This window comes from Polaromonas sp., assembly GCF_029945925.1.
Classification (GTDB): domain Bacteria; phylum Pseudomonadota; class Gammaproteobacteria; order Burkholderiales; family Burkholderiaceae_C; genus Polaromonas.
Genome location: NZ_JAQSDN010000025.1, coordinates 30387 through 50897, shown reverse-complemented (window position 1 = coordinate 50897; position 20511 = coordinate 30387). Strand labels below are relative to the sequence as shown.

Genomic DNA, 20511 nt, shown 5'->3' with positions numbered 1-20511 from the left:
AGCCCGCTGCACCGGCCGGCGAATTGGCTGCGGCCGGTGGCAGTTGGGAAACGTTCTAGTTCATGACTTCCCGGGGTATTGAGGCTGAAGTTTTCTGCAAACGGGCGCTTGCTTCATCCTCAAGTTTTCCGGGGAAGTGTCGTTATCTATTTCAGAAGCGGTCGAAAAACGCCACCGGGTCACCGGAGTCACCGGGTAACAGTCGCCGCCTTGAAAGGCCAGCCTAATGTCGAATAGCATGTTTTATACCGGCCTGAGCGGTCTCAATGCCGCCCAGGCTGCATTGGTGACCACCGGCCACAATACCGCCAACGTCAATACCCCCGGCTACAGCCGCCAGGCCGCGCAAGTTGCATCGAATGGCGGCATTTACAGCCCAAGCGTCGGGTTCTTCGGCAGCGGTGTGAAGGTGGGTGACGTGACACGCAGCTACGACCAGTACCTGGCGTCGCAGCTCAACCAGGCACAGTCCCTGAACCAGTCGCTGACCACCTACTACACGCAGATCAGCCAGATCGACAACCTGCTGGCCGATCAGAAAGCGGGCCTGGCACCCCAACTGCAGTCCCTGTTCACCAATATCCAGGCGGTGGCCAACACCCCGGCCGATCCGGCGGCCCGGCAGCAACTGATCAGTTCCGCCCAAGCCACGGCCAACCAGTTCCGGTCCATGGACCAGTACCTGACCGGCCTCAACGGAAGCGTCAATGACCAGATTGCCGGCAGTGTCGAGCAGATCAACACTTATGCCGAGCAGATCGCCAGCCTGAACAAGCAAGTGGCCATGCTCAGCAATGCCACTGGCGGACAGGCGCCCAATGACCTGCTGGATCAACGGGACCAACTGGTCAATGAATTGGGACAGCTGATCGGCACCAAGCTGGTGGTGCAGGACGGCGGCCAGTACAACATCTTTATTGGCAACGGACAGACCCTGGTACTGGGCGACAGGGCCACCAAGCTGGCGGCGGTGTCATCGTCGGGCGATCCCGCCCGCACCATTGTCGCGGTGGTCAACGCTGCCGGAAATGCCGTGCAACTGCAGGACAGCATGCTCGGCGGCGGCGGCTCACTCGGCGGGCTGCTGCAATTTCGCAGCGAAACGCTGGCCCCGGCGCAAAACTCGCTGGGCCGCATGGCGATTGCGTTGGCCGATACGTTCAATGCCCAGCATAACCTCGGCATTGATCTGAATGGTGTTCTGGGTTCTGATTTCTTTTCGCAGGCCAGCCCCGGTGTGCTGTCGAACAGCAAGAACACAGGCAACCTGGTGTTGACGCCGTCTTTTTCCGACAGCAGCCAGCTGACCACCAGCGACTACCGCCTGGACGTGACCGCCGGCCCGGCCTACACCCTGACGCGGCTGTCGGACAACCAGGCCCTTCCCCTGACAGCTGGTTTTCCCGGCGCAGCGCCTGCGGATACCACCACCTTCGACGGCGTCACCCTGACGCTGGCCAGCGGCGCCGGCGCACCGGGTGATTCTTTCCTGATCCAGCCCACCCGCACCGGCGCACGCGACCTGTCGGTGCTGGTGTCCGACCCGGCCAGAATCGCGGCGGCCTCGCCCGTCGTGACCGGCAACACCGCCGGCAACCAGGGCAGCGGCGCCATCAGCGCCGGAAAAGTCGACGCGGCCTACCTGGCGACACCGCTGGCGGCCACGGTGACACTGACCTACAACAGTGCCACCAATCAGCTGTCGGGTTTTCCGGCTGGAGCCGCCGTCACCGTGACACCCGCCAACGGTGTGCCCGACCCTGCAAGCCCCTATGCCGCGGGCGCTCCCGTCACGTATTCGCCGGGGGCGACCATGAGTTTCAATGGCATCACCGTCACCATCAGCGGCACGCCTTCGAACAGCGACCGGTTCACCGTGGAGAAAAACAGCGGTGGCGTTTCCGATGGCAGCAATGCCTTGCTGCTGGGCGCCTTGCAAACCAAGAAAACCATGGGAAAGGGGTCGGCCAGCTTCAACGACGCGTATGCGCAGTTGGTCAGCAGCGTCGGCAACAAGGCACGGCAGATCCAGATCGCCGGTACCGCCCAGACCAGCCTGACCACCCAAATCCGGTCTGCCCAGCAGTCCGTGTCGGGTGTCAACCAGGACGAGGAAACCGCCAACCTGTTGATGTTCCAGCAGATGTACCAGGCCAATGCCAAAGTGATCCAGACGGCGTCCACCATGTTTGACGCGGTGCTTGGCATCCGTTAAGCGCCACACCCGAGGAATCCACAATGCGTGTCAGCACACAATCTTTTTATGAACAAAGCCGCGTCGCCATGGGCGGGCAGCAGAGTAGCCTTCTGCGCGTGCAACAGCAGCTGGGCGCCGGCACCAAAATCCTGGCACCATCGGACGACCCGCTGGGCGCCACCCGCGCGCTGGCCGTGTCGCAATCCATCGCCCTCAATGCGCAGTACGCGGCCAGCCGCGGCCATGCGGTGCAAAGCCTGACGCTGGAAGAAAACGCCTTGCAAAGCGTCACCACGGTGATGCAGAGCATCAAGACCCAGTTGATCGCCGCTGGCAACGGCACCCTGACCGATGTCGACCGTGCGACCATCGCCGGCACCCTGCAAAGCAGCATGGACCAGCTGCAGGGCCTGGCCAACAGCGACGACGGCAACGGCCAGTTTCTGTTCGCCGGCTTCAAGAGCGGCTCCGCGCCCTTTACCTTGCAGGCCGACGGCAGCATGAAGTACAACGGTGACCAGGGCCAGCGCATGGTGCAGGTTGATGTGTCGCGCCAGATGGCCGGTGCGGACGACGGCCGCAGCATTTTCCAGTCGGTGCAGGGTGGTGCGGGTTACGTCAGCGCATCGCCGGCCAGTTCCTCGTCGGCGCCCAATGCCGGCAGCGGCGTGTTCAGCTCGGTGAGCGTGGTGGATGTTTCGAACACAAGTTACGGCCAGGATTTTGAAATCAATTTCGTGGACGCGAACAACTACACGGTGACGACCAGGTCACAGCCACCGGTCACGAGCGCGTCCACCGGTTACACCGCGGGCAGCGCGATCAGCTTCGGTGGCCTGCAAATCAGCATCAGCGGCGAGCCGGCTGCCGGCGACAGCTTCAGCGTCGCCACCGCCAAAAATGCAGGCACCAATGTGTTTGAGGCCATCAACGACGTGATCAAGGCCCTGAAGGTGCCGGTGGATACCGGCGCGCCGGCGGCCAAGGCCCAGCTGCTCAATGCCCTGAGCACAGGCAACGTCAAGATCACCAACGCGCATGACAACGTGCTGACGGTGCGTTCCTCGGTGGGTTCGCGCCTGCAGGAGCTCGACGCGCTGCAGGTCACCGGCGACAGCCGCAAGCTGGCGGACAAGAGTTACCTGTCCGACCTGCAGGACCTGGACTACGCCGCGGCCATCGCGGAGTTTTACCAGCGCCAGACCGCGCTGCAGGCCAGCCAGCAGACTTTTGTCAAGATCCAGCAGATTGCGCTGTTCAACTACCTGTAGACCTCCTCTTTATTGCTATATAATTCATAGCTGATGGCACCCGTGGATAAAGAGCTGGCGTCCGATTTGGCTTGAAAATGCGGCCGTGTGCGGTCTGGGGCCGGCCCTCACCCCCGCCCTCTCCCGGAGGGAGAGGGAGAGGGAGAGGGAGATGGAAAAAAAGACGGGAGGTGGGAGGCCACCCTTCTTGCTCCCTCTCCCCCTGGGCGAGGGCAGGGGTGAGGGCAGCCAGCGCGTCTGCAGTCCTCAGGACCTCAGTGCCCCCAGAAACTCCAGGATGGACGTGAAAGTCGCCGCAAAACGTGGCTCCAGAAACGGCCCCAGGTATTGCATCAGGAGCTGCAGCATGGCCATGCCGGCCAGCAGCGTGATGGGGAAACCCACCGCGAAAATGCTGAACTGGGGAGACACCCGGTTCAGGATGCCCATGGCCAGGTTCAGGGTCAGCAAGATGGCGATCAGCGGCAGGGCCAGCATCAGCCCGTCCGAGATCACATGGCCGCCGGCCGAGGCCAGCAGAAACCAGCCACCGGCCGCCAGCGGCGCGTCGGACACCGGAAGCACCTGAAAACTCTGGACCAGCACCATGATCAGCATCAGGTGGCCGTCCACCGCCAGAAACAGCAGTATGGCTATCACATTGAGCAGACGCGCCAGCACCATGGTGTTGCCCCCGCTGGTCGGGTCGAAAAAAGATGCAAAAGACAGGCCCATTTGCAGGCCCACATATTCACCGGCCGCCTGCACCATGGCAAACACCAGGCGCATGGAAAACCCGATCGCCGCGCCTATCAGCACCTGCTGCACCATGATCCACAAGCCGCCCACGGACATCAGCGGCACGGCGGGCATGGCGCCCAAGGTGGGCGAGACCACGATCGCCAGCAGCGCGGCCAGGCCGACCTTGGCCGAGCGCGGCACGGCACGTTCGCTGAACAGCGGCGCCGTGCTGATCAGCGCCAGCATGCGCACAAAGGGCCAGAGAAAAGCCAGCAGCCAGAGGTTGAGCTGGTCCGAGGTGACCGAAACAATCGCGGGCATCACCCGATGATTTGCGGAATCGACGAGAACAGGTTGTGCATGTAGTCGACCACCGAGTTGAGCATCCAGGGCCCGGCCAACACCAGGGTGGCGAACACCGCCAGCAGCTTGGGGATGAAGGACAGCGTCATCTCGTTGATTTGCGTGGCCGCCTGGAACAGGCTGATGAGCAAACCGGTGACCAGTGCCACCAGCAGCAGCGGGGCGCCCAGCAGCAGCGCCAGCTTCATGGCCTCGTAGCCGAGCGTCATGACTGATTCGGGTGTCATATCCAGTTCATCCCTAGGTGTAGAAGCTCTGCGCCAGCGCGCCTATCAGCAGCTGCCAGCCGTCCACCAGCACAAACAGCATCAGCTTGAAGGGCAGCGAAATGGTCGCAGGTGGCACCATCATCATGCCCATGGACATCAGCACACTGGCGACGACCAGGTCAATGATCAAAAAGGGCAGAAAGATGGTGAAGCCGATCTGGAAGGCGGTTTTGAGCTCACTGATCACAAAGGCCGGCAGCAAGATGCGCAAGGTCACCTGTTCCGGGCCTTCCATGGACGGCGCATTGGCAAGTTTGGCGAACAGCGCCAGGTCGGCCTCGCGGGTCTGTTTGAGCATGAATTGCTTGAAGGGCGCGATCCCGCGTTCGAGTGCCTGCTCGGCGCTGATCCGGTTTTCGGCAAAAGGCTTGTAAGCCTCGCTGTGGACCTTGTCGAACACCGGCGACATCACGAAAAAAGTCAGGAACAGCGACAGGCCGACGAGGATCTGGTTGGGCGGGGCCGACTGCGTGCCAATGGCCGTGCGCAGCAGGCCCAGCACGATGAGAATGCGGGTGAAGCTGGTCATGGACAGCAGCAGCGCCGGCAGAAACGACAATGAGGTCAGAAGCACCATGGTCTGCACCGTCAGCGACCAGGTCTGGCTGCCGCCGGGGCCGCGCGTGCTGGTGATGCCGGGCAGGCCCTGGGCCGATGCCAGCGCGGGCCACAACAGCCACAGCAGCACAAACATCAGGGGCAGCAGGGCCGCGCGGCCCGGCAGGCGAACAGGGCGCATGCTCAGTCCCGCTTCTTGAGTTTGTTCAGGGATTCAAGCAGTTTCTGGGAGAAGGCCCCCGCGCCCTCCATGCCGCTGAACATGGGCGCCGCGTTGGTGTCGGATAACTTTCCGGCCGGCATGGTGTGCAGTGCGCTGACCTGGCCCGCGGCGACGCCGAGCACCAGCCACGAGCCGCCGATTTCCACGACCACCACGCGTTCGCGCTGGCCCACCATGGCACTGGACACCACCTTCAGCAGGCGGCCGCCGCCGGCCTGCGGCAGGCCGAAGCGCCGTGCGGCCCAGGCGCAGAGAAAGATGAGGGCAAGCACCACGGCCAGGCCCAGGCCAGCCTGCAGCAGGCCGGCGGCGCCGAATGAGCGCACGGGTTCTGCCGCCGCTGTGGGAACGGTCGGCAACACCGCACCGGCTGAAAAACTGACGCAGGCCAGCGCGGTGGCGGCCAGTGCGCGGAGGTCCGGCCGGCTCATCGGTTCAGTTTCTGCATGCGTTCGGACGGCGTGATGATGTCGGTCAGGCGGATGCCGAACTTGTCGTTGACAACCACCACTTCCCCTTGTGCAATCAGGTAACCATTGATGAAAACATCCATCGGCTGCCCCGCCAGGCCGTCCAGTTCGACAACCGAGCCCTGCGACAGCTGGAGCAGGCTCTTGATGGTGATGCGCGTGCGTCCCAGTTCAGCGGTCAGCTGGACAGGAACATCCAGCACCCTGTCGATGTCGCCCCTTGCGATGTCAGAACCCGCTTGGCTCTGCAGCGGCTGGAAAACCCGCTCGCCGGCCGGTGTGGACGGTACCGCGGGCGCCGGAGGCGGCGCAACAGGGGCGGGTGCAGGTTCAGGGGCAGGTTCAGGTGCGGAGGCGAGCGCCTGCTCGGCGAGCGCGCTGCCCCAGTCGTCCAGTTCCGCCGCCGGCTCTTGCTTGCTGTCTTCACTCATGGTCTTTTCCCTTGCTGGAGTCGCTGTCTTGGTGGTGGATCATTTTTTCCACGCGCAAGGCATAGTGGTTGTTGGAGGTGCCGTAGCCGCATTCCATGACGGGCACGCCATTGACCTTGCCGATGATGGTTTCCGGAATCTCCACAGGCAGCACGTCGCCGGCCTGCAGTCTGAGAAGCTGGCCAATGCTCGACTGCATGGTCAGGAAATGCGCCCTGAGCTCGACGTCGGCGCTTTGCACCTGCTGCGACAGCTGTTTGACCCAGCGTTTGTCAACTTCGATTTCGTCCTGCAGCGGGTTGGACAGCAGGTCCCGGATCGGCTCGATCATGGAGTACGGAATGCAGACATTGAGCGCGCCCCCAATGGGCCCGAACTCGATCTGGAAGGTGGTGTTGATCACCACTTCGTTGGGTGCCACGATGTTGGCCAGTTTGGCGTGCATCTCGGAGCGCACATATTCAAAGTCAAGCGGATAGACCGGCTGCCACGCGCTGCCGTAACTTTCCAGCGTGAGGTTGAGCAGCCGCTTGATGATGCGCTGTTCGGTCTGGGTGAAGTCGCGACCCTCGATCCGGACGTGGTAACGGCCGTCGCTGCCGAACAGGTTGTCCACCACGAGGAAAACCAGCTTGGGGTCGAACACGAACAGGGCCGTGCCGCGCAGCGGCTTCATGTGCATGAGGTTGATGTTGGCCGGAACCGGCAGGTGCCGGATGAAGTCGCCGTACTTCTGGATCTGCACCGCGCCGACCGAAATGTCGGCGCTGCGCCGCATGAAAGTCAGCAGCGCACTGCGCAGTTGCCGGGCAAAACGGTCGTTGATGACCTCCAGCGTGTGCATGCGGCTGCGCACGATGCGATCATCGGTGCCGAGGTTGTAGGTCGGCGGACCTTGCGGGGGAGGTGGCGGTGCAGTGACTGCGTCGGTGTCACCGGTGACACCCTGCAGCAGCGCATCTACTTCGTCCTGGGACAGCTGCTGGTCATAAGCCATGGGTGAATTTCATTGAGCGGGTTACTGCAGCATGAAAGTCGTGAACATCACGCTGGAGATCTTCAGCGACGGCAAATTGGCCACGAAGGGCTGGTTGAGCGTCGTCATGATGTCAGCGGCCAGTTGGGCTCTTTCTTCCGGGGTGACCAGCGACTCGGCCGCGCGATTGGACAAGGCCGAGAGAAGCCGGCTGCGCACTTCCGGCAGGTATTGGGTGACCAGTGCCTGCGACTTGACGTCCGGAACCTTCAGCGTGACGGCCACATGCAGGAAGCGGCTGCGGCCGTTGGGCTGGAGGTTGACGGTCATGGGCTCCAGAGCAATAAAAATCGGATCGACAGGTACCACTGCGACGGGCGCAGCTTCCTTGCGCTGGCTGACCAGATAAAAGGCTGCGCCAGCCGCCGCCAGGACGACCAGCGTGATCAGAACGATGACCAGGATGATGAGCTTGCGGGACTTGTTGGGTGTCTTCGCGGGGGGGGTGCTGGTGGCCATGGCTTCGCTGTTTGGGTTTGAGAATCGATTGTTTTCGAAAACCGGCGCCCGGCATCGCCGGATAAGCAGGGGTAAAACGCGTCAGATCCGGCATTTGCCGGACACGCGCCTCATGGCGCGCCTCAAGCGTAGGTGTCCACGCTGATCCCTCTGCCGGCTGGCCGCGAAGCTTCCGTGGCTGGCCGGACCACCGGTGCCAGGTTGTCGGGCGTGCGCTCCGCGCGGTAGCTGCGCTGGCCGGATTGCCCGTTTTGCCCGTTTTGCCCGTTCTGGTCCTGGGCAAAGGTGGTTTGTTGCTGGCTCTCGGAGTTGACCGAGGTGTTGCCAAGGCTGATTCCGCTGTCGGCCAGGGCGGTACGCAGTTGCGGCAATGCCGCCTCCACGGCGGCCCGCACCGATGAATGCGCGGTCACAAACATGGCCTGGACCTGGTGGTCGTTCATTGTCAGTGTGACTTTCAGGGGGCCGAGTCCCGGGGGATTGAGCTGGAGCTCCGCCACCTGTTCACCGCCCTTGCCCATGTGGATCATCTGCTGGCCCAGGGCCTTGCCCCATTCACCGCTGCCGACCTCAGGAGCGAGCGTCCGGGTCATGGCGGCAGGCGCTGCGCTGGAGGCAAGCATCGCGGTTGGTGCTGGCGTTGCTGCGACGCCGGCCGAGCTGATGGGCGGGGTGGCGCTGGCGGCGGAGATGTCGGTGACCGCCGCCTGACCGATGGCGCTGGTGCTGGTGCCTGACGCTGTGGCATCGGCCGTCGCCATCCCCTGGAGGGGCATTTTGACGCTGCTGTGTGTGGTGTCGGCTTCCGGTCCGCTGCCGGCTGTCGTTTCAGCCGAGACCTGCGGCAGGTTGTCGGCCCGGTCACGGTGCTGCGGCGACTGACCGGCAGTCCCGCTGTCCGAAGCGCCGGACGGGCCGGTGATGCCAGCCGTGGCCAATGCCACTGCCGGGCCGGCCTCGGCTGCCTGAAGCCGGGCGGGCAGAGCGGGTAGCCCTTTGTCCTTCTGGCTGGCCGCCGCCAACTCGGGTGTCAGCCCGGGTGCCGGCATCAGTAGTGGCGCAGCCTCCCCAGCGGATGCCACCTGTGCAGGCGCGGTGATCGGCTCGCCCGCCATCGCCATGTCTGCCGCGAGGGTTTTCCCCGCAAGCAGACCGGTGAGTCCAGGGTTGGCAGCGCCCGGGACGGTGCCGGCGACTGGCGTCGCGGCAGCATGGCCGGCGGCCACGGCTTGGGGCAGCAGGTTTTCAAGCGGGGCCAGGGGCATTGCCATGGCATTGATCAGCTCGTCCGGTTCGGCCTTGCGGCCCTCCGGTGGACGCCGGGCCGACGCGGCGGTTGCCGTCTTGCCCTCGGCCTTGCCGGCTGCCTCGCCGGCGGGCGCCAGTGAGCGGGAAAGCACGGCGCCGAAACTTTCGGCGCCATTCGGGTCCGGCTCATCGCTGCGTGCTGACGCCTGGGACGGCTGGCTGTCGGGTTGATGGGGGGCGCTGACGGGTGGAAGACTAAAAGACATGGTTTTCTCGGGTGAATTCAATCGGCCACGGTGCCTGCGCGCAGGTAGAACTGCCGGGAAGTGCGTTCGTCACTGTCGCGCTGCTCCTTTTTGCCGAGGGTGAGCATCTCCTGCTGGCGAACCCGGTTGGACAGGGTGTCGAAGGAGTTGAGGCGGCGCTTGTTGTTTTGCCAGTCGCCGCGTCCATGCGCCAGCCGCGTGTCGGCCTGGACGGTCAGGGCGCGCTGCTGCTCGATGGCGCCGTCCAGGGTGCCGATGAAATCCTGGAAATTGCGCACATGGGACGATGACAGGCCGGCCTGCATCTGGTGCTGCAGCTGGTCCAGGTACTCCTGCCGGTACTGCAGCAACATTTCCAGTTTTCCGGCCGCGCTGGTGTGGGCGTTCTGCAGCTGGCCCAGCCGGCGAGTCGCCTCGTCGGTCTTGTTTTGCGCCAGTTCGATCAGTGTCGCGAGAGGGAGCTTGTTGGGCACGGCGTTTTCTCCTGGTGGTTTGAGGGGCTGCGGTGAATGCGTAATCGGGCTCAGGCCTGGAAAAGTCCGTTCAACTGACCAGTGGCGGTCGCGTAGTCGACGCGTTCTTCCATCGTTTGCTGCAAAAAAGCCTCAATTTTTGGGTAGAGGGCAATGGCCTGGTCCAGCTGGACGTCGTGGCCGGGTGCATAGGCACCCACGCTGATCAGGTCGCGGTTGCGCTGGTAGCGCGACAGGGCCTGCTTGAAACTGCGAATGACCTGGAATTGCGCGGGGTCGATCAGCGCCGTCATCGCACGGCTGATGGACGCTTCGATGTCGATGGCCGGGTAATGGCCAGATTCGGCCAGGCTGCGTGACAGCACCACGTGGCCGTCCAGAATGGCGCGCGCCGAATCGGCAATCGGGTCCTGCTGGTCGTCGCCTTCGGTCAGCACTGTGTAGAACGCGGTGATGGAGCCGCCGCGGCCCTCGGCATCACGCGCGCCATTGCCCGCGCGTTCCACCAGGGCCGGCAGCTTCGCAAAAACCGAGGGCGGGTAACCTTTGGTGGCCGGCGGTTCGCCGACGGCCAGCGCGATCTCCCGCTGTGCCATCGCGTAGCGGGTCAGCGAGTCCATGATCAGCAGGACATTTTTCCCCTGGTCGCGAAAATATTCAGCCAGACAGGTGGCGTACGCGGCGCCCTGCAAGCGAAACAGGGGCGAAGTATCGGCCGGCGCCGCCACCAGCACGGCGCGGGCCATGCCTTCCTTGCCCAGCGTGTTTTCAATGAAGTCCTTGACCTCGCGGCCCCGTTCGCCAATCAGGCCAACCACAATCACGTCGGCGCTGGTGTAACGCGCCATCATGCCCAGCAGCACACTCTTGCCGACACCGGAGCCGGCGAACAGTCCCATGCGCTGCCCACGCCCCACGGTCAGCAGGCCATTGATGGCGCGCACCCCGACATCGAGCACGCTGTCAATCGGCGCGCGGGTCAACGGGTTGATGGGAGCCGCCGCCAGCGGCACTTCCCGGGAAAAATCGAGCGGACCCAGTCCGTCGAGAGGACGACCGGCCGCATCGACCACGCGGCCCAGCATGCCGTCGCCCACCGGCAGGCGTTTGGTACGGGGGCCGGTGCCACTGGCGTGGCCCCCGGGCGATTCCAGCGCGTAGACCCGGGCCCCCGGCAGCAGGCCGTCCACCTCGCTTTGGGGCATCAGGAAAATGCGGTCGCCGGCGAAACCGACGACTTCGGCCTCGGCGTTTTTTTGGGGGTAGCCGGGAGGCAGTTCAATCAGGCAGTCACTGCCGACCGGCAGTCGCAGCCCGACCGCTTCGAGGACCAGTCCCACGGCGCGTGTCAGCCGGCCATAGGTACGCACCGGAACACTGAGTGTCACGGAAGACCGGGCATCTTCCAGCAGGTTCTGCCAGGCCTCCAGCGGCGGCTTGGTGACGGCGTCGGGGGTGTCAACCATGGACCAGCGGCGCGGTGGCGGCCGTGTGGGGGGCCAGGGCTGCGGCGACGCGGTCCCAGCGGCTTTGCAGTGTGGCGTCCCGCTCGCCGCTGGCGGCCAGAACGCGGCAGCCGCCGCGCTGGGTATCCGCGTCGGCACGGATTCGCCATCCCGCAGTCTGCAGGTCGTCAGCGAGGTGTTCCCGCACCAGCGCCGCATCATCCGGGTGCAGGACCAGCTGGGGCGAACCGGTCAGGGCGGGTTCCGCCTGCAGCAATTCACGGACCGTCGGCAAAATGGTCTGGGGATCCAGTGCCAGCGCCTGGCCCAGCACCTGGCGCGCAATGTCCATCGCCAGCGCCAGCAACTGTCCGGCAACCTCGCGCTCGGCAAGGCGCAAGGCGGCGGGAAGGGCCTGGGTCAATGCCCGCAGGTGGCCGGCCTGTTCGTGGACGGCCGCCATCGCGGCGGCATGGCCCTCGGCCTGCCCCTGCGCATAACCCTGTTGGCGCCCTTCTTCCTCGCCGGCCTGCCGCGCCTGAAGCCGCAGGCGTGCCAATTCCTTCTCATTGATCAGCAGCGCCGGCTTGAGCGGCTCGACGACGGGCGTCGGCTCGGGTTCAGCGGGAACGGGCGTCATGTCCTGCGCGAGGGAGGTCATCTCCCAGCGTTCCCAGGCGGTCATCTGTTCCTTCGCTGTGCCGGGCCGGCGCACGGCAGGCGCGGCGAAGCCGGAGGCAAACCGGTCGGCGCCGGAACGCTGCGCGAGCGGGGCTTTGTCATACATAGGAGTCGCTTCCCTGCCCGCCGAGCACGATTTCCCCGGCATCGGCCAGGCGGCGCACGATCAGCAGAATGCCTTTTTGCTCGGTTTCGACCTGTGACACCCGTACCGGGCCACGCATCTCGATGTCCTCGCGCAGCATTTCGGCAGCGCGTTGCGACATGTTCTTGAGGAACTTGTCGCGCAACTCCTGCGGTGCGCCCTTGAGCGCAATGATCAGCGACTCCGACTCCACTTCCTTGAGCAGGAGCTGGACGCTGCGGTCTTCGAGTTCCAGCAGGTTCTCGAAGAGGAACATCTCGTCGATCATCTTCTGCGCCAGCGCTTCGTCATGCTCACGAACATGCTTGATCACGCTTTCTTCCTGCGCGCTGCTCATCATGTTGACAATTTCGGCGGCGGCGCGGATGCCGCCGAGCCGGCTGCGCTTGCCGCCTTCGCCGCCCAGCATGTCGGTCAGTACCTCGGTTAGTTCCTTCAGCGCCGCAGGCTGCACGCCGCCGAAGGTGGCCACGCGCAACACCGCATCGTGTCGTGCACGCTCGGGAAGTTGCTCCAGAACGTCCGCGGCCTTGTTGCGATCCATGTGGACCAGCAGCGTGGCGATGATCTGTGGATGCTCGTCGCGAATCAGCTCGACCACTTCGGTGGCCTCGAGCTGGTTCAGCCGCTCGATGCCGCTGACCGATTCATTCGATTGCAGGATGCCCTCCAGCAGGTCTGCGGCACGGTCATTGCCCATGGCCTTGTTCAGCACGGCCCGCAGGTAACTGCCCGAATCCAGGTGGAGAGCCGAATACTGTTCGGTTTCGAGGCGGAACTCTTCCAGAACGTCATTGACCTCGGTGCGTTTGACATGCGCCAGGGTGGCCATGGCCTCGCCGAGCGCCTGGACTTCGCTGGGGGACATCTGCTGCAGCACCTTGCCGGCAGCTTCCTCGCCGAGCGTCATCAAGAGGATGGCGCTTTTACGTGTTCCTTCGTCAAGCATTTTTTTCGCCCATCCAGTGTTTGATCAGCATGGCCACAGCCCGTGGCTCCTTGGCAGCTGTTTCCTGCGCATACCGGATGTTCTCCAGATGACGCTCGGCCTGCCGTTCCGGTGGTTCCGCAACGGTGTCTGCGGAGGGCACTTCTTCATGGCCAGTCGCTGCTGCCTGGGCCGGCACCGGATGCAAATGCTTGCGCAGCAGCGGCCGCAGCACGGCAAACCAGATGTACAAGGCCAATATTCCCAGCAACAGGTATTTACCGCCGGCCTTGGCCATCTCGATGTTGTCGGGCTGACGCCAGACGGGCAGTTCCGGCGTGTCGGTGGCATCCGAGGCAAACGCACTGTTCACCACATTGAGCGAATCGCCGCGCGCGGCGTTGAAGCCCATGCTTTCGCGCACCAGGTTCTGTATCTGCGTCAGCTCGGCCGCCGACAGCGCCTGCGTGGTCCGCTTGCCCTGGGCGTTCACCGTGGAGCGGTAATTGACGACCACCGCCACCGACAGCCGCTTGATGCCACCTGCACCCTGCTGCACATGGCGAATGGAGCGGTCCAGCTCGTAATTGATAGTGGTGTCCTTGCGGTTGCTGGCCGGGCCCGTGCCGCGCGCCGGCGCACCCATCACGGCGCCCAGTTCCGTGGTCATCTTGAGCTGACCTGCGCCGGCTTCGGCCGGTGGCTTGCCGGGCGCGGTGATGGGGGCCACCGGATCGGGTCCGGGCTGATTGGTCAGCGCGCCCGGCACGCCGCCCACTGCGCCCGCACCTTGCTGGCCGGACTCGCTGGACTGCTGGCTGCGCACCGCCGCGCTGCCGGGGTCCTGATTGGGCCTGTATTTCTCGTCGGTGTTCTCGACGACGGAAAAATCAATGTCCGCCGCTACCTGGGCGTGCACATTGTTGGCGCCAACAATGGGCTGCAAAATGGCTTCGATGCGGCGGATATAACCCTGCTCGATTTCCTGCGAATACTTCAGCTGGGTCACGTCCAGCCCGCGGGTGCCGGCGTTGGCCGCCGACAGCAGGTTGCCGGCCTGATCCACCACCGTGATGCTTTTGGAGGACAGCTCGGGCACGCTGCTGGAAATCAGGTGCACCATCGCGCTGATCTGACCCTCGTCCAGAGAGCGACCCCGGTGCAGGCTCAGGACCACCGAGGCACTGGGTTTTTTCTGGTCGCGCACAAACAGCGAAGGTTTGGGCAGCGCCAGGTGGACCCGGGCCGACTCCACCGCCGAGATGGAATTGATGGAGCGGGCCAGCTCACCCTCGAGCGCGCGCTGGTAGTTGACCTGTTCGGCGAACTGGCTGGTGCCGAACTTCTGGTTGTCCATCAGCTCGAAACCCACCGAGCCGCCCTTCGGCAGGCCCTGGGAAGCCAGCCGCAGCCGCGCCTCGGGCACCTTGTCGGCCGCCACCAGCAAGGCGCCGCCGCCGGCGGCGAACTTGTAGGGAATGTTCATCTGCTGCAGCGACGCGATGATGGCGCCGCCGTCGCGATCCGACAGGTTGCTGTACAGCACGCCGTAGTCCGGGGCACGGCTCCACAGCCACATGGCGGCCACCGCCGCCACCGCGGCAGACGCGCCGATCATCAACGGCAGGCGGGGATTGGCCCGCAGCTGCTCCAGCCATGGCAGGGCGTTGGGCAGGGCCGCTTCATTGCCCATGGCAGCAGAACTCATGTGTTCAACCGCCTGCCGCCGCGGAACGGAATGGGTTCGCGCCAGTGGATGTCAGGCAGTCCGGATGCCTGCGGAGGCTGCTGATCGGCGACAGGGCAGAAACGACAGGTGACATACGACAGTGGTTGATTGATAAGGCATAAGGCAAAGGGCCGTCTGGCCGGTGCTGGGGGGCAACCGGTGTTCGTGAATGATTGTCAGAGCGGGGTGTCTTTCCCGATCAGCCGAATAGCCGGGGGTTTTGCCGTCTTTTGGCGGGATGCGCCGCCTGACCCGCTGGTACGCTTCAAGCCGTTCATCAAGCAATGGGCGCACAGGCGCCAGGAAAACACCATGGCGATATCTTCTATTGAGTCCGTCCTGCAGCAAATGCGGGTTCTTGCCCAGACTTCCGGTCACCCGTCGGCGGTGAGCAGCGAGGTGGCCAGCGGCGGATTTGCAGGCGAACTGCGCAAATCGCTGGACCGCATCAGCGGCGCCCAGCAAACCGCCTCCAGGCAGGCCGAGGACTTCGAACTCGGCAAGCCCGGGGTGGCGCTGAACGACGTGATGGTGGATATGCAAAAGGCCGGCATCGGCTTCCAGATGGGCCTGCAGGTGCGCAACAAGGTGGTGGCCGCCTACCAGGAAATCATGAACATGCCTGCCTAGCTATTTGCTACTGTATTGATAGCTGCTTGCGCACGTTCTGTAAGGGCTGGAGCCCGATTTGGTATATATTTTGTGGCTCGGGCTAACGCAGCGTAACCCGAAGCTCCGCACAACGCCGACGCACAGGAAGCGCCCGCAAGCGCCAATGGAGGGTCCCCGTTGGTAGCCAGTTTTGTATTGCCATGTCGTACAAATTGGAGATTCGCATGCAAAGCACGCTGACCGTTCGACTGACGGACCACGAAGCACGAGCCCTTGATGTGCTGTGCAGCGGCACGCACAAATTGCGCAGTGAGGGGGTGCGCGACGCGTTGCGCGCCTACCGATTGCGCGAGCCCTTGCGCCAAAGCCAGGCTCAGTTGGCGCCGCTGGCACGGACATCGGGATGGCTGACCGAAGAGGACATCCTGCAAGACGTGTCATGAGGGTGTATCTGGATACCAATGCCTGCGATCTGTTTGAGGCCGTTTGGCAAGAGGCACAACTCATTGACGATGCGCCGGAGCCCGCGAACAACAATGACGCTCGCCTGGTGGCCGCTGCAACTGCAGCAGGCATGCGGCTGTTTGTCACCGGCGACAAGCGGGTGCTCGGGTAGCCTGGCATGCAGGGTCCGAAGGACGTGATGCGCATCCTGTCACCCAGGCAGGCTTGGGATGCGTTGTTTGGGTCGGCGACAGGTCATTGAGTGCGGGGTTGCGGGGCTCGATGGGCGCTTGCGCGTCAGGCTCACACTGCACTTGCCCCCTCTCGCAGGTCGGGTTAGCGCAGCGTAAGCCGACGCTTCCCACGATACCTTGAATAGCCGGGGGTTTTGCCATCAGTTGGCGGCATGTGACCGGGCCTATCCTTGATATTCTGGCCGACATCCCCCGGACGCCGCAGCCAACGCCGGTGTCGGGTGACGCCTGCGGCTAAACCGCCCTGCGAAGCTTCCCGGGTCCGGCGCGACAGGGTTTTCATCAGGTTTCGGTCATGAAGGGTGGTTTTTCCGGAGGGAGAGCGGGTTTTTTGAGTCCAGCCCTAAAGGTTTTGCAGGCACTGGCCGATAACCTGAATAACGGTGGCTTGCAAACTGTCCAGGCAGGCAACAAGGCCAGCGTGACGGCAAGAAGCCGGAGTACACAAACTTTGAAATTCAGGAGTTCCTCATGGGCCAAGTCATCAACACCAATTCGCTTTCGCTGCTCACGCAGAACAACCTCAACAAGTCGCAGGGTTCGCTGAACACCGCGATCCAGCGCCTGTCTTCCGGCCTGCGCATCAACAGCGCCAAGGACGACGCCGCCGGCCAGGCGATTGCCAACCGCTTCACCTCCAACATCAAGGGCCTGACGCAAGCCTCGCGCAATGCCAACGACGGCATCTCGATGGCGCAAACCACCGAGGGCGCGCTCGGCGAAATCAACACCAACCTGCAGCGCATCCGCGAACTGGCGGTGCAGGCCAGCAATGCCACCAACTCCACGGCCGACAAGACATCGATCCAGGCTGAAATTAAACAGCGCCTGGAAGAAATCACCCGCACGTCAGCCCAAACTGACTTCAACGGCACCAAGGTGCTCAATGCCGACCAGTCCCTGAAGATCCAGGTCGGTGCGAACGACAACGAAGTCATCAGCATCGATCTGAAGAAAATGGACCTCGCTGCCCTGGGCTTGACCAGTTTCAATGTGGACGGCCAAGGCAGTGTTGCCAATGCTGCCGCCACTGCGGATAAGCTTCTTGTTGCCGGTTTCGCCAAGGCTGGTTCGGCCAACGCGAATGGTTCGTTCGACTACACAAAGACCGCCGTGACGCCTAACACCGCATCCTCTGCCAGCGCCGTACTGTCCACGATGGCAAACGCCGCGGTGGCTACTTTTGCGGGTGCAGGCAATGCTTACGGTCAAGCTGCAACGGGCAATGCTTACACGTATAACAGTACCGCTGGCAATTTCTCGTACAGCACGGCTGATGTTGCTGCTGCTAACGTCGCCACTGCGCTGACTCCGGCTGCGGGTGCTGCTTCTGTATCGGCAAGCATCAATATTGGTGGCACTTCGACGAGCGTGTTGATTACCAATGCCGGTGACATCACGGCCGCTGACGGCCAGGCGCTGTTCATTGACGCGTCCGGCAATCTGACCGAAACGACGGCTGGCGCGAATACCACCTATGCGAAGGCCACGGTTGCAAATCTGACCACGGCGATGGATAGCGATGCCGCTGGCGCCAGTACCAATATCTTGGCTGCGGATGGGGTTACCAACTTGCAGGTTGGTGGTGTTGGTGCAGATATCGGTGTAGCCATCGCCAGCGCCGTGATTACCATGGCCGATGGCTCGACCCTGACAGGCAATGCCGGGGTGAATGCTGACGGTATTGACGTGGTGGGTGCCAAGATCAGCTCTACCGAACTGTTGAATGCCGAGGCTGCGGGTACTGCTAACGACTTGACCTTCAGTGTCAATGTCAACACCGCTGGCGTTTCTGCTCTTACCGCAATTACCGTCAGCACGGCTGTTGCTGGCACGACGACGATTAAAGCTGGTGGAAATACCATCCGGAACGACCAAGGAACCAATGCTGGTGAGTTCACTGTGGACGCAGCTACCTCTGTGACAACCACCTACGTCGCCCAGACCAATGGCAATGTTACGGACACTTCAGGCGGGAAAATCTACCAGGTTGCAGCTGACAACACGTTTACCCTGGATGAAAACACCCTCTCTGCGGCTACTGGCAGCCCGCTGGACGTGCTGGACAAGGCCCTGTCAACAGTGGACAACCTGCGCGGCGCACTCGGCGCGGTGCAAAACCGCTTTGACTCGGTGATCTCCAACCTCGGCACCACCATCACCAACCTGCAGGCTTCACGCTCGCGCATTGAAGATGCAGACTACGCGACCGAAGTGTCCAACATGACGCGCGCGAACATTCTGCAACAGGCCGGCACCTCGGTGCTGGCCCAGGCCAACCAGTCGACCCAGGGCGTGTTGTCGCTGCTGCGTTAATCGGCTAAGAAAGCGTGTGCCACGAGGCGCACGCTTTTGGGCTTGATGTGTCAACCAGGCGGCCAGGCCGCCTGCGTTAAGCACTCCCGCTTGGAAAACTTCAGGCGGGAGTCCCTAGCGATTCCTCAGGAGATGAAGTCATGACGATTCCCGTAAAAGCCTTGCCGGCAAACACGCAGCGCGAGCCGGTGTTGCCGGCGCAGCAGCCGTCCAAAACTGCCGGACCGGCGCGTGAAGCAGCGCTTGTGGGTCGCGCGGAAAAAAGGCCTGAAACCGCACCCGAACAGGCGCATGTCGCGCTGGCCGAGATCAACCATGTCTTGCAGATGGCGTCCGTCGGGGTGCGTTTTGAGTTCGACAAGGAGGCCAACACCATGGTCACCAAGGTGGTGGACATGGAAAGCGGCGAGATGATTCGCCAGATGCCTTCCGAAGAGGCGGTGCACCTCTCGAAAGCGCTGGGCAAGTTGCAGGGTCTTCTGGTAAGCCAGAAGGTCTGACTGTCAATATTTAGGGAATCATCATGGCGTCAATTGCAAATCTGGGTGTGGGCTCCGGCCTTGAGTTGAGCAGCTTGCTCTCACAGCTGGGCACTGCAGAGAGGCAGCCCCTGGTGGCCCTGGAAGCCAGGGCCAAAAGTTACACCACCAAGCTGTCGGCCTACGGCACGCTGCAAAGTTCGGTCAGTGCGCTGCAAACGGCGTCTGCCAGGTTGTCGAGCCTGAGCCTTTTCCAGGGGGTCAAGGCCGCGTCAAGTTTCAACACGGTCCTGACCGCCAGCGCCGAGACCACGGCGGTGGCGGGCAGCTATGCCATCAATGTGAGCCAGCTGGCGCAGGCGCAGTCACTGGCCACCACCGGGCAGGCCAGCGCAAGCGCGGCCGTGGGCAGCGGCACCATGACCTTTGACTTTGGCGCCGTCGCCACGGATGACGTGGTTGGCAGCCCGACCTTCGGCCAGCAGTACTTCAAGAGCGATGTCAGCCGTTCCGCTACCGTCACCATTGGCACGAACAACACCCTTGAAGGCATTCGCGATGCGGTCAATGCCGCCAACGCGGGGGTGTCTGCCAGCATCGTGAACGACGGCAGCGGCACACCGCATCGCCTGGTCCTGGTGTCGAGTCAAACCGGTGCAGCGTCGAGCATGAAAATCTCGGTGGTGGGTGATGCGGCCTTGGGAACCCTGATGAATCACGACCCGCTTGGCACGCCCACCATGACGGAGACGCTGCAAGCAAAAAACGCCCAGCTCACCGTCAATGGCCTGGCCATTTCCAGCGCGACCAATACGGTGTCGGAGTCCATGCAGGGCGTGACGCTGACCCTGGCCAGCAAGGGCGACAGCACGCTGACGGTAGCGCGTGATACATCGAGCGTGTCATCGGCCATCAATGCGTTTGTCGCTGCTTACAACGGTTTGCTGAGCACCGGCGCCAAACTGACAAGCTACGACGCAGACACCCAAAAGGGCTCTGCCTTGACGGGCGACTCGACGCTGCGCAACCTTCAGGTACGCATTCGCGGCGCGCTGACCTCGCCGCAAAGCGGTGCGACCGGTGATTTCACGATGTTGTCGAACATTGGCGTCTCGTTTCAGAAAGACGGCACGCTGGCGGTGGACGCCACCAAGCTGGAGGCAGCGCTCGGCGCCAACATGGATGGCGTGGCCAAGCTGTTTGCGGGTAGCGCGACCGACACGGCCGGCTATGGCAAGCAGTTGTCTGCGCTGGCGCTGAGTTTTACCGCCACCGGTGGTGCCTTGACGGCGGCGGCGGATGGCTTGACGACCTCGATCAAACGGCTAGACAAACAATACGATGCGATGGAAACAAGGATCGAAGCAACAGTTGCGCGTTATCGCGCCCAATTCACGCAGCTGGATATCGCGATGTCGAGCATGAACTCGACCACCAGCTACCTGACCGCGCAGTTTGACGCCATGAACGCAAACGCTGGAAAATAAGGAGACA

The 20511-nt window shown here is 63.2% G+C and carries 21 protein-coding genes; 8 read left to right on the top strand and 13 right to left on the bottom strand.

Annotated elements, in window-relative coordinates:
* Positions 1 to 226 precede the first annotated feature (226 nt).
* A complete protein-coding gene (gene flgK, locus PSV40_RS06515) occupies positions 227 to 2215 on the top strand; it encodes a flagellar hook-associated protein FlgK (RefSeq protein WP_300535714.1) in 1989 nt (662 codons plus the stop codon).
* A gap of 23 nt (positions 2216 to 2238) precedes the next feature.
* Positions 2239 to 3468, top strand: a complete 1230-nt coding sequence (gene flgL, locus PSV40_RS06510) for a flagellar hook-associated protein FlgL (protein WP_300535712.1) — start codon at positions 2239 to 2241, stop codon at positions 3466 to 3468.
* A gap of 246 nt (positions 3469 to 3714) precedes the next feature.
* Here the strand turns inward: flgL and fliR are convergent, their stop codons facing one another.
* The 13 genes from fliR to fliF all read right to left on the bottom strand — a co-directional run bounded on the left by fliR (position 3715) and on the right by fliF (position 14891).
* Positions 3715 to 4509 carry a flagellar biosynthetic protein FliR gene (gene fliR / locus PSV40_RS06505; RefSeq protein ID WP_300535710.1) on the bottom strand — a complete coding sequence of 265 codons (795 nt, stop codon included), beginning with the start codon at positions 4507 to 4509 and terminating at the stop codon, positions 3715 to 3717.
* Positions 4509 to 4778, bottom strand: a complete 270-nt coding sequence (fliQ, locus tag PSV40_RS06500) for a flagellar biosynthesis protein FliQ (protein WP_300535707.1) — start codon at positions 4776 to 4778, stop codon at positions 4509 to 4511. The genes fliR and fliQ overlap by 1 nt, the downstream gene beginning before the upstream one ends.
* 13 nt (positions 4779 to 4791) lie before the next feature.
* Entirely contained in the window at positions 4792 to 5514 is a 723-nt protein-coding gene (fliP, locus tag PSV40_RS06495) for a flagellar type III secretion system pore protein FliP (protein ID WP_300535728.1), read from the bottom strand.
* Positions 5515 to 5561: 47 nt separating this feature from the next.
* The gene (fliO, locus tag PSV40_RS06490) at positions 5562 to 6032 is read right to left on the bottom strand and encodes a flagellar biosynthetic protein FliO (RefSeq protein WP_300535705.1); all 471 of its coding nucleotides are present in this window, start codon (positions 6030 to 6032) and stop codon (positions 5562 to 5564) included.
* Positions 6029 to 6502 carry a flagellar motor switch protein FliN gene (gene fliN, locus PSV40_RS06485; protein WP_300535702.1) on the bottom strand — a complete coding sequence of 158 codons (474 nt, stop codon included), beginning with the start codon at positions 6500 to 6502 and terminating at the stop codon, positions 6029 to 6031. The genes fliO and fliN overlap by 4 nt, the downstream gene beginning before the upstream one ends.
* Positions 6495 to 7499, bottom strand: coding sequence for a flagellar motor switch protein FliM (fliM, locus tag PSV40_RS06480; RefSeq protein ID WP_300535699.1), 1005 nt, complete (start codon positions 7497 to 7499; stop codon positions 6495 to 6497). The genes fliN and fliM overlap by 8 nt, the downstream gene beginning before the upstream one ends.
* Positions 7500 to 7520: 21 nt before the next feature.
* Positions 7521 to 7997 (bottom strand): flagellar basal body-associated protein FliL, encoded by a 477-nt coding sequence (gene fliL, locus PSV40_RS06475; protein ID WP_300535697.1) that lies wholly within the window; start codon positions 7995 to 7997, stop codon positions 7521 to 7523.
* Between the two features lie 122 nt (positions 7998 to 8119).
* Positions 8120 to 9511 carry a flagellar hook-length control protein FliK gene (locus tag PSV40_RS06470; RefSeq protein WP_300535694.1) on the bottom strand — a complete coding sequence of 464 codons (1392 nt, stop codon included), beginning with the start codon at positions 9509 to 9511 and terminating at the stop codon, positions 8120 to 8122.
* A gap of 17 nt (positions 9512 to 9528) precedes the next feature.
* A complete protein-coding gene (gene fliJ, locus PSV40_RS06465) occupies positions 9529 to 9984 on the bottom strand; it encodes a flagellar export protein FliJ (protein ID WP_300535692.1) in 456 nt (151 codons plus the stop codon).
* Between the two features lie 50 nt (positions 9985 to 10034).
* On the bottom strand, positions 10035 to 11450 hold the full coding sequence (gene fliI / locus PSV40_RS06460; RefSeq protein WP_300535690.1) for a flagellar protein export ATPase FliI: 1416 nt from the start codon (positions 11448 to 11450) through the stop codon (positions 10035 to 10037).
* Positions 11443 to 12216, bottom strand: a complete 774-nt coding sequence (gene fliH / locus PSV40_RS06455) for a flagellar assembly protein FliH (protein WP_300535688.1) — start codon at positions 12214 to 12216, stop codon at positions 11443 to 11445. Before fliH ends, fliI begins: the two co-directional genes overlap by 8 nt.
* Entirely contained in the window at positions 12209 to 13204 is a 996-nt protein-coding gene (gene fliG / locus PSV40_RS06450) for a flagellar motor switch protein FliG (RefSeq protein WP_300535686.1), read from the bottom strand. The genes fliH and fliG overlap by 8 nt, the downstream gene beginning before the upstream one ends.
* Positions 13197 to 14891: a flagellar basal-body MS-ring/collar protein FliF gene (fliF, locus tag PSV40_RS06445; protein WP_300535684.1), complete on the bottom strand. Its 1695-nt coding sequence runs from the start codon at positions 14889 to 14891 to the stop codon at positions 13197 to 13199. Before fliF ends, fliG begins: the two co-directional genes overlap by 8 nt.
* A 333-nt stretch (positions 14892 to 15224) precedes the next feature.
* Between fliF and fliE the strand changes: the two genes are divergently transcribed.
* The 6 genes from fliE to fliD all read left to right on the top strand — a co-directional run bounded on the left by fliE (position 15225) and on the right by fliD (position 20504).
* Positions 15225 to 15542, top strand: coding sequence for a flagellar hook-basal body complex protein FliE (gene fliE / locus PSV40_RS06440; protein ID WP_300535682.1), 318 nt, complete (start codon positions 15225 to 15227; stop codon positions 15540 to 15542).
* A 206-nt stretch (positions 15543 to 15748) separates the two neighbouring features.
* Entirely contained in the window at positions 15749 to 15967 is a 219-nt protein-coding gene (locus PSV40_RS06435) for a ribbon-helix-helix protein, CopG family (protein WP_300535679.1), read from the top strand.
* A 2-nt stretch (positions 15968 to 15969) separates the two neighbouring features.
* Positions 15970 to 16140, top strand: coding sequence for a hypothetical protein (locus tag PSV40_RS06430; RefSeq protein WP_300535676.1), 171 nt, complete (start codon positions 15970 to 15972; stop codon positions 16138 to 16140).
* Between the two features lie 553 nt (positions 16141 to 16693).
* Positions 16694 to 18538 carry a flagellin gene (locus PSV40_RS06425; protein WP_300535674.1) on the top strand — a complete coding sequence of 615 codons (1845 nt, stop codon included), beginning with the start codon at positions 16694 to 16696 and terminating at the stop codon, positions 18536 to 18538.
* Positions 18539 to 18678: 140 nt separating this feature from the next.
* Positions 18679 to 19038 (top strand): flagellar protein FlaG, encoded by a 360-nt coding sequence (locus PSV40_RS06420; RefSeq protein WP_300535671.1) that lies wholly within the window; start codon positions 18679 to 18681, stop codon positions 19036 to 19038.
* 23 nt (positions 19039 to 19061) lie between these two features.
* Positions 19062 to 20504, top strand: a complete 1443-nt coding sequence (gene fliD / locus PSV40_RS06415) for a flagellar filament capping protein FliD (RefSeq protein ID WP_300535668.1) — start codon at positions 19062 to 19064, stop codon at positions 20502 to 20504.
* Positions 20505 to 20511 lie beyond the last annotated feature (7 nt).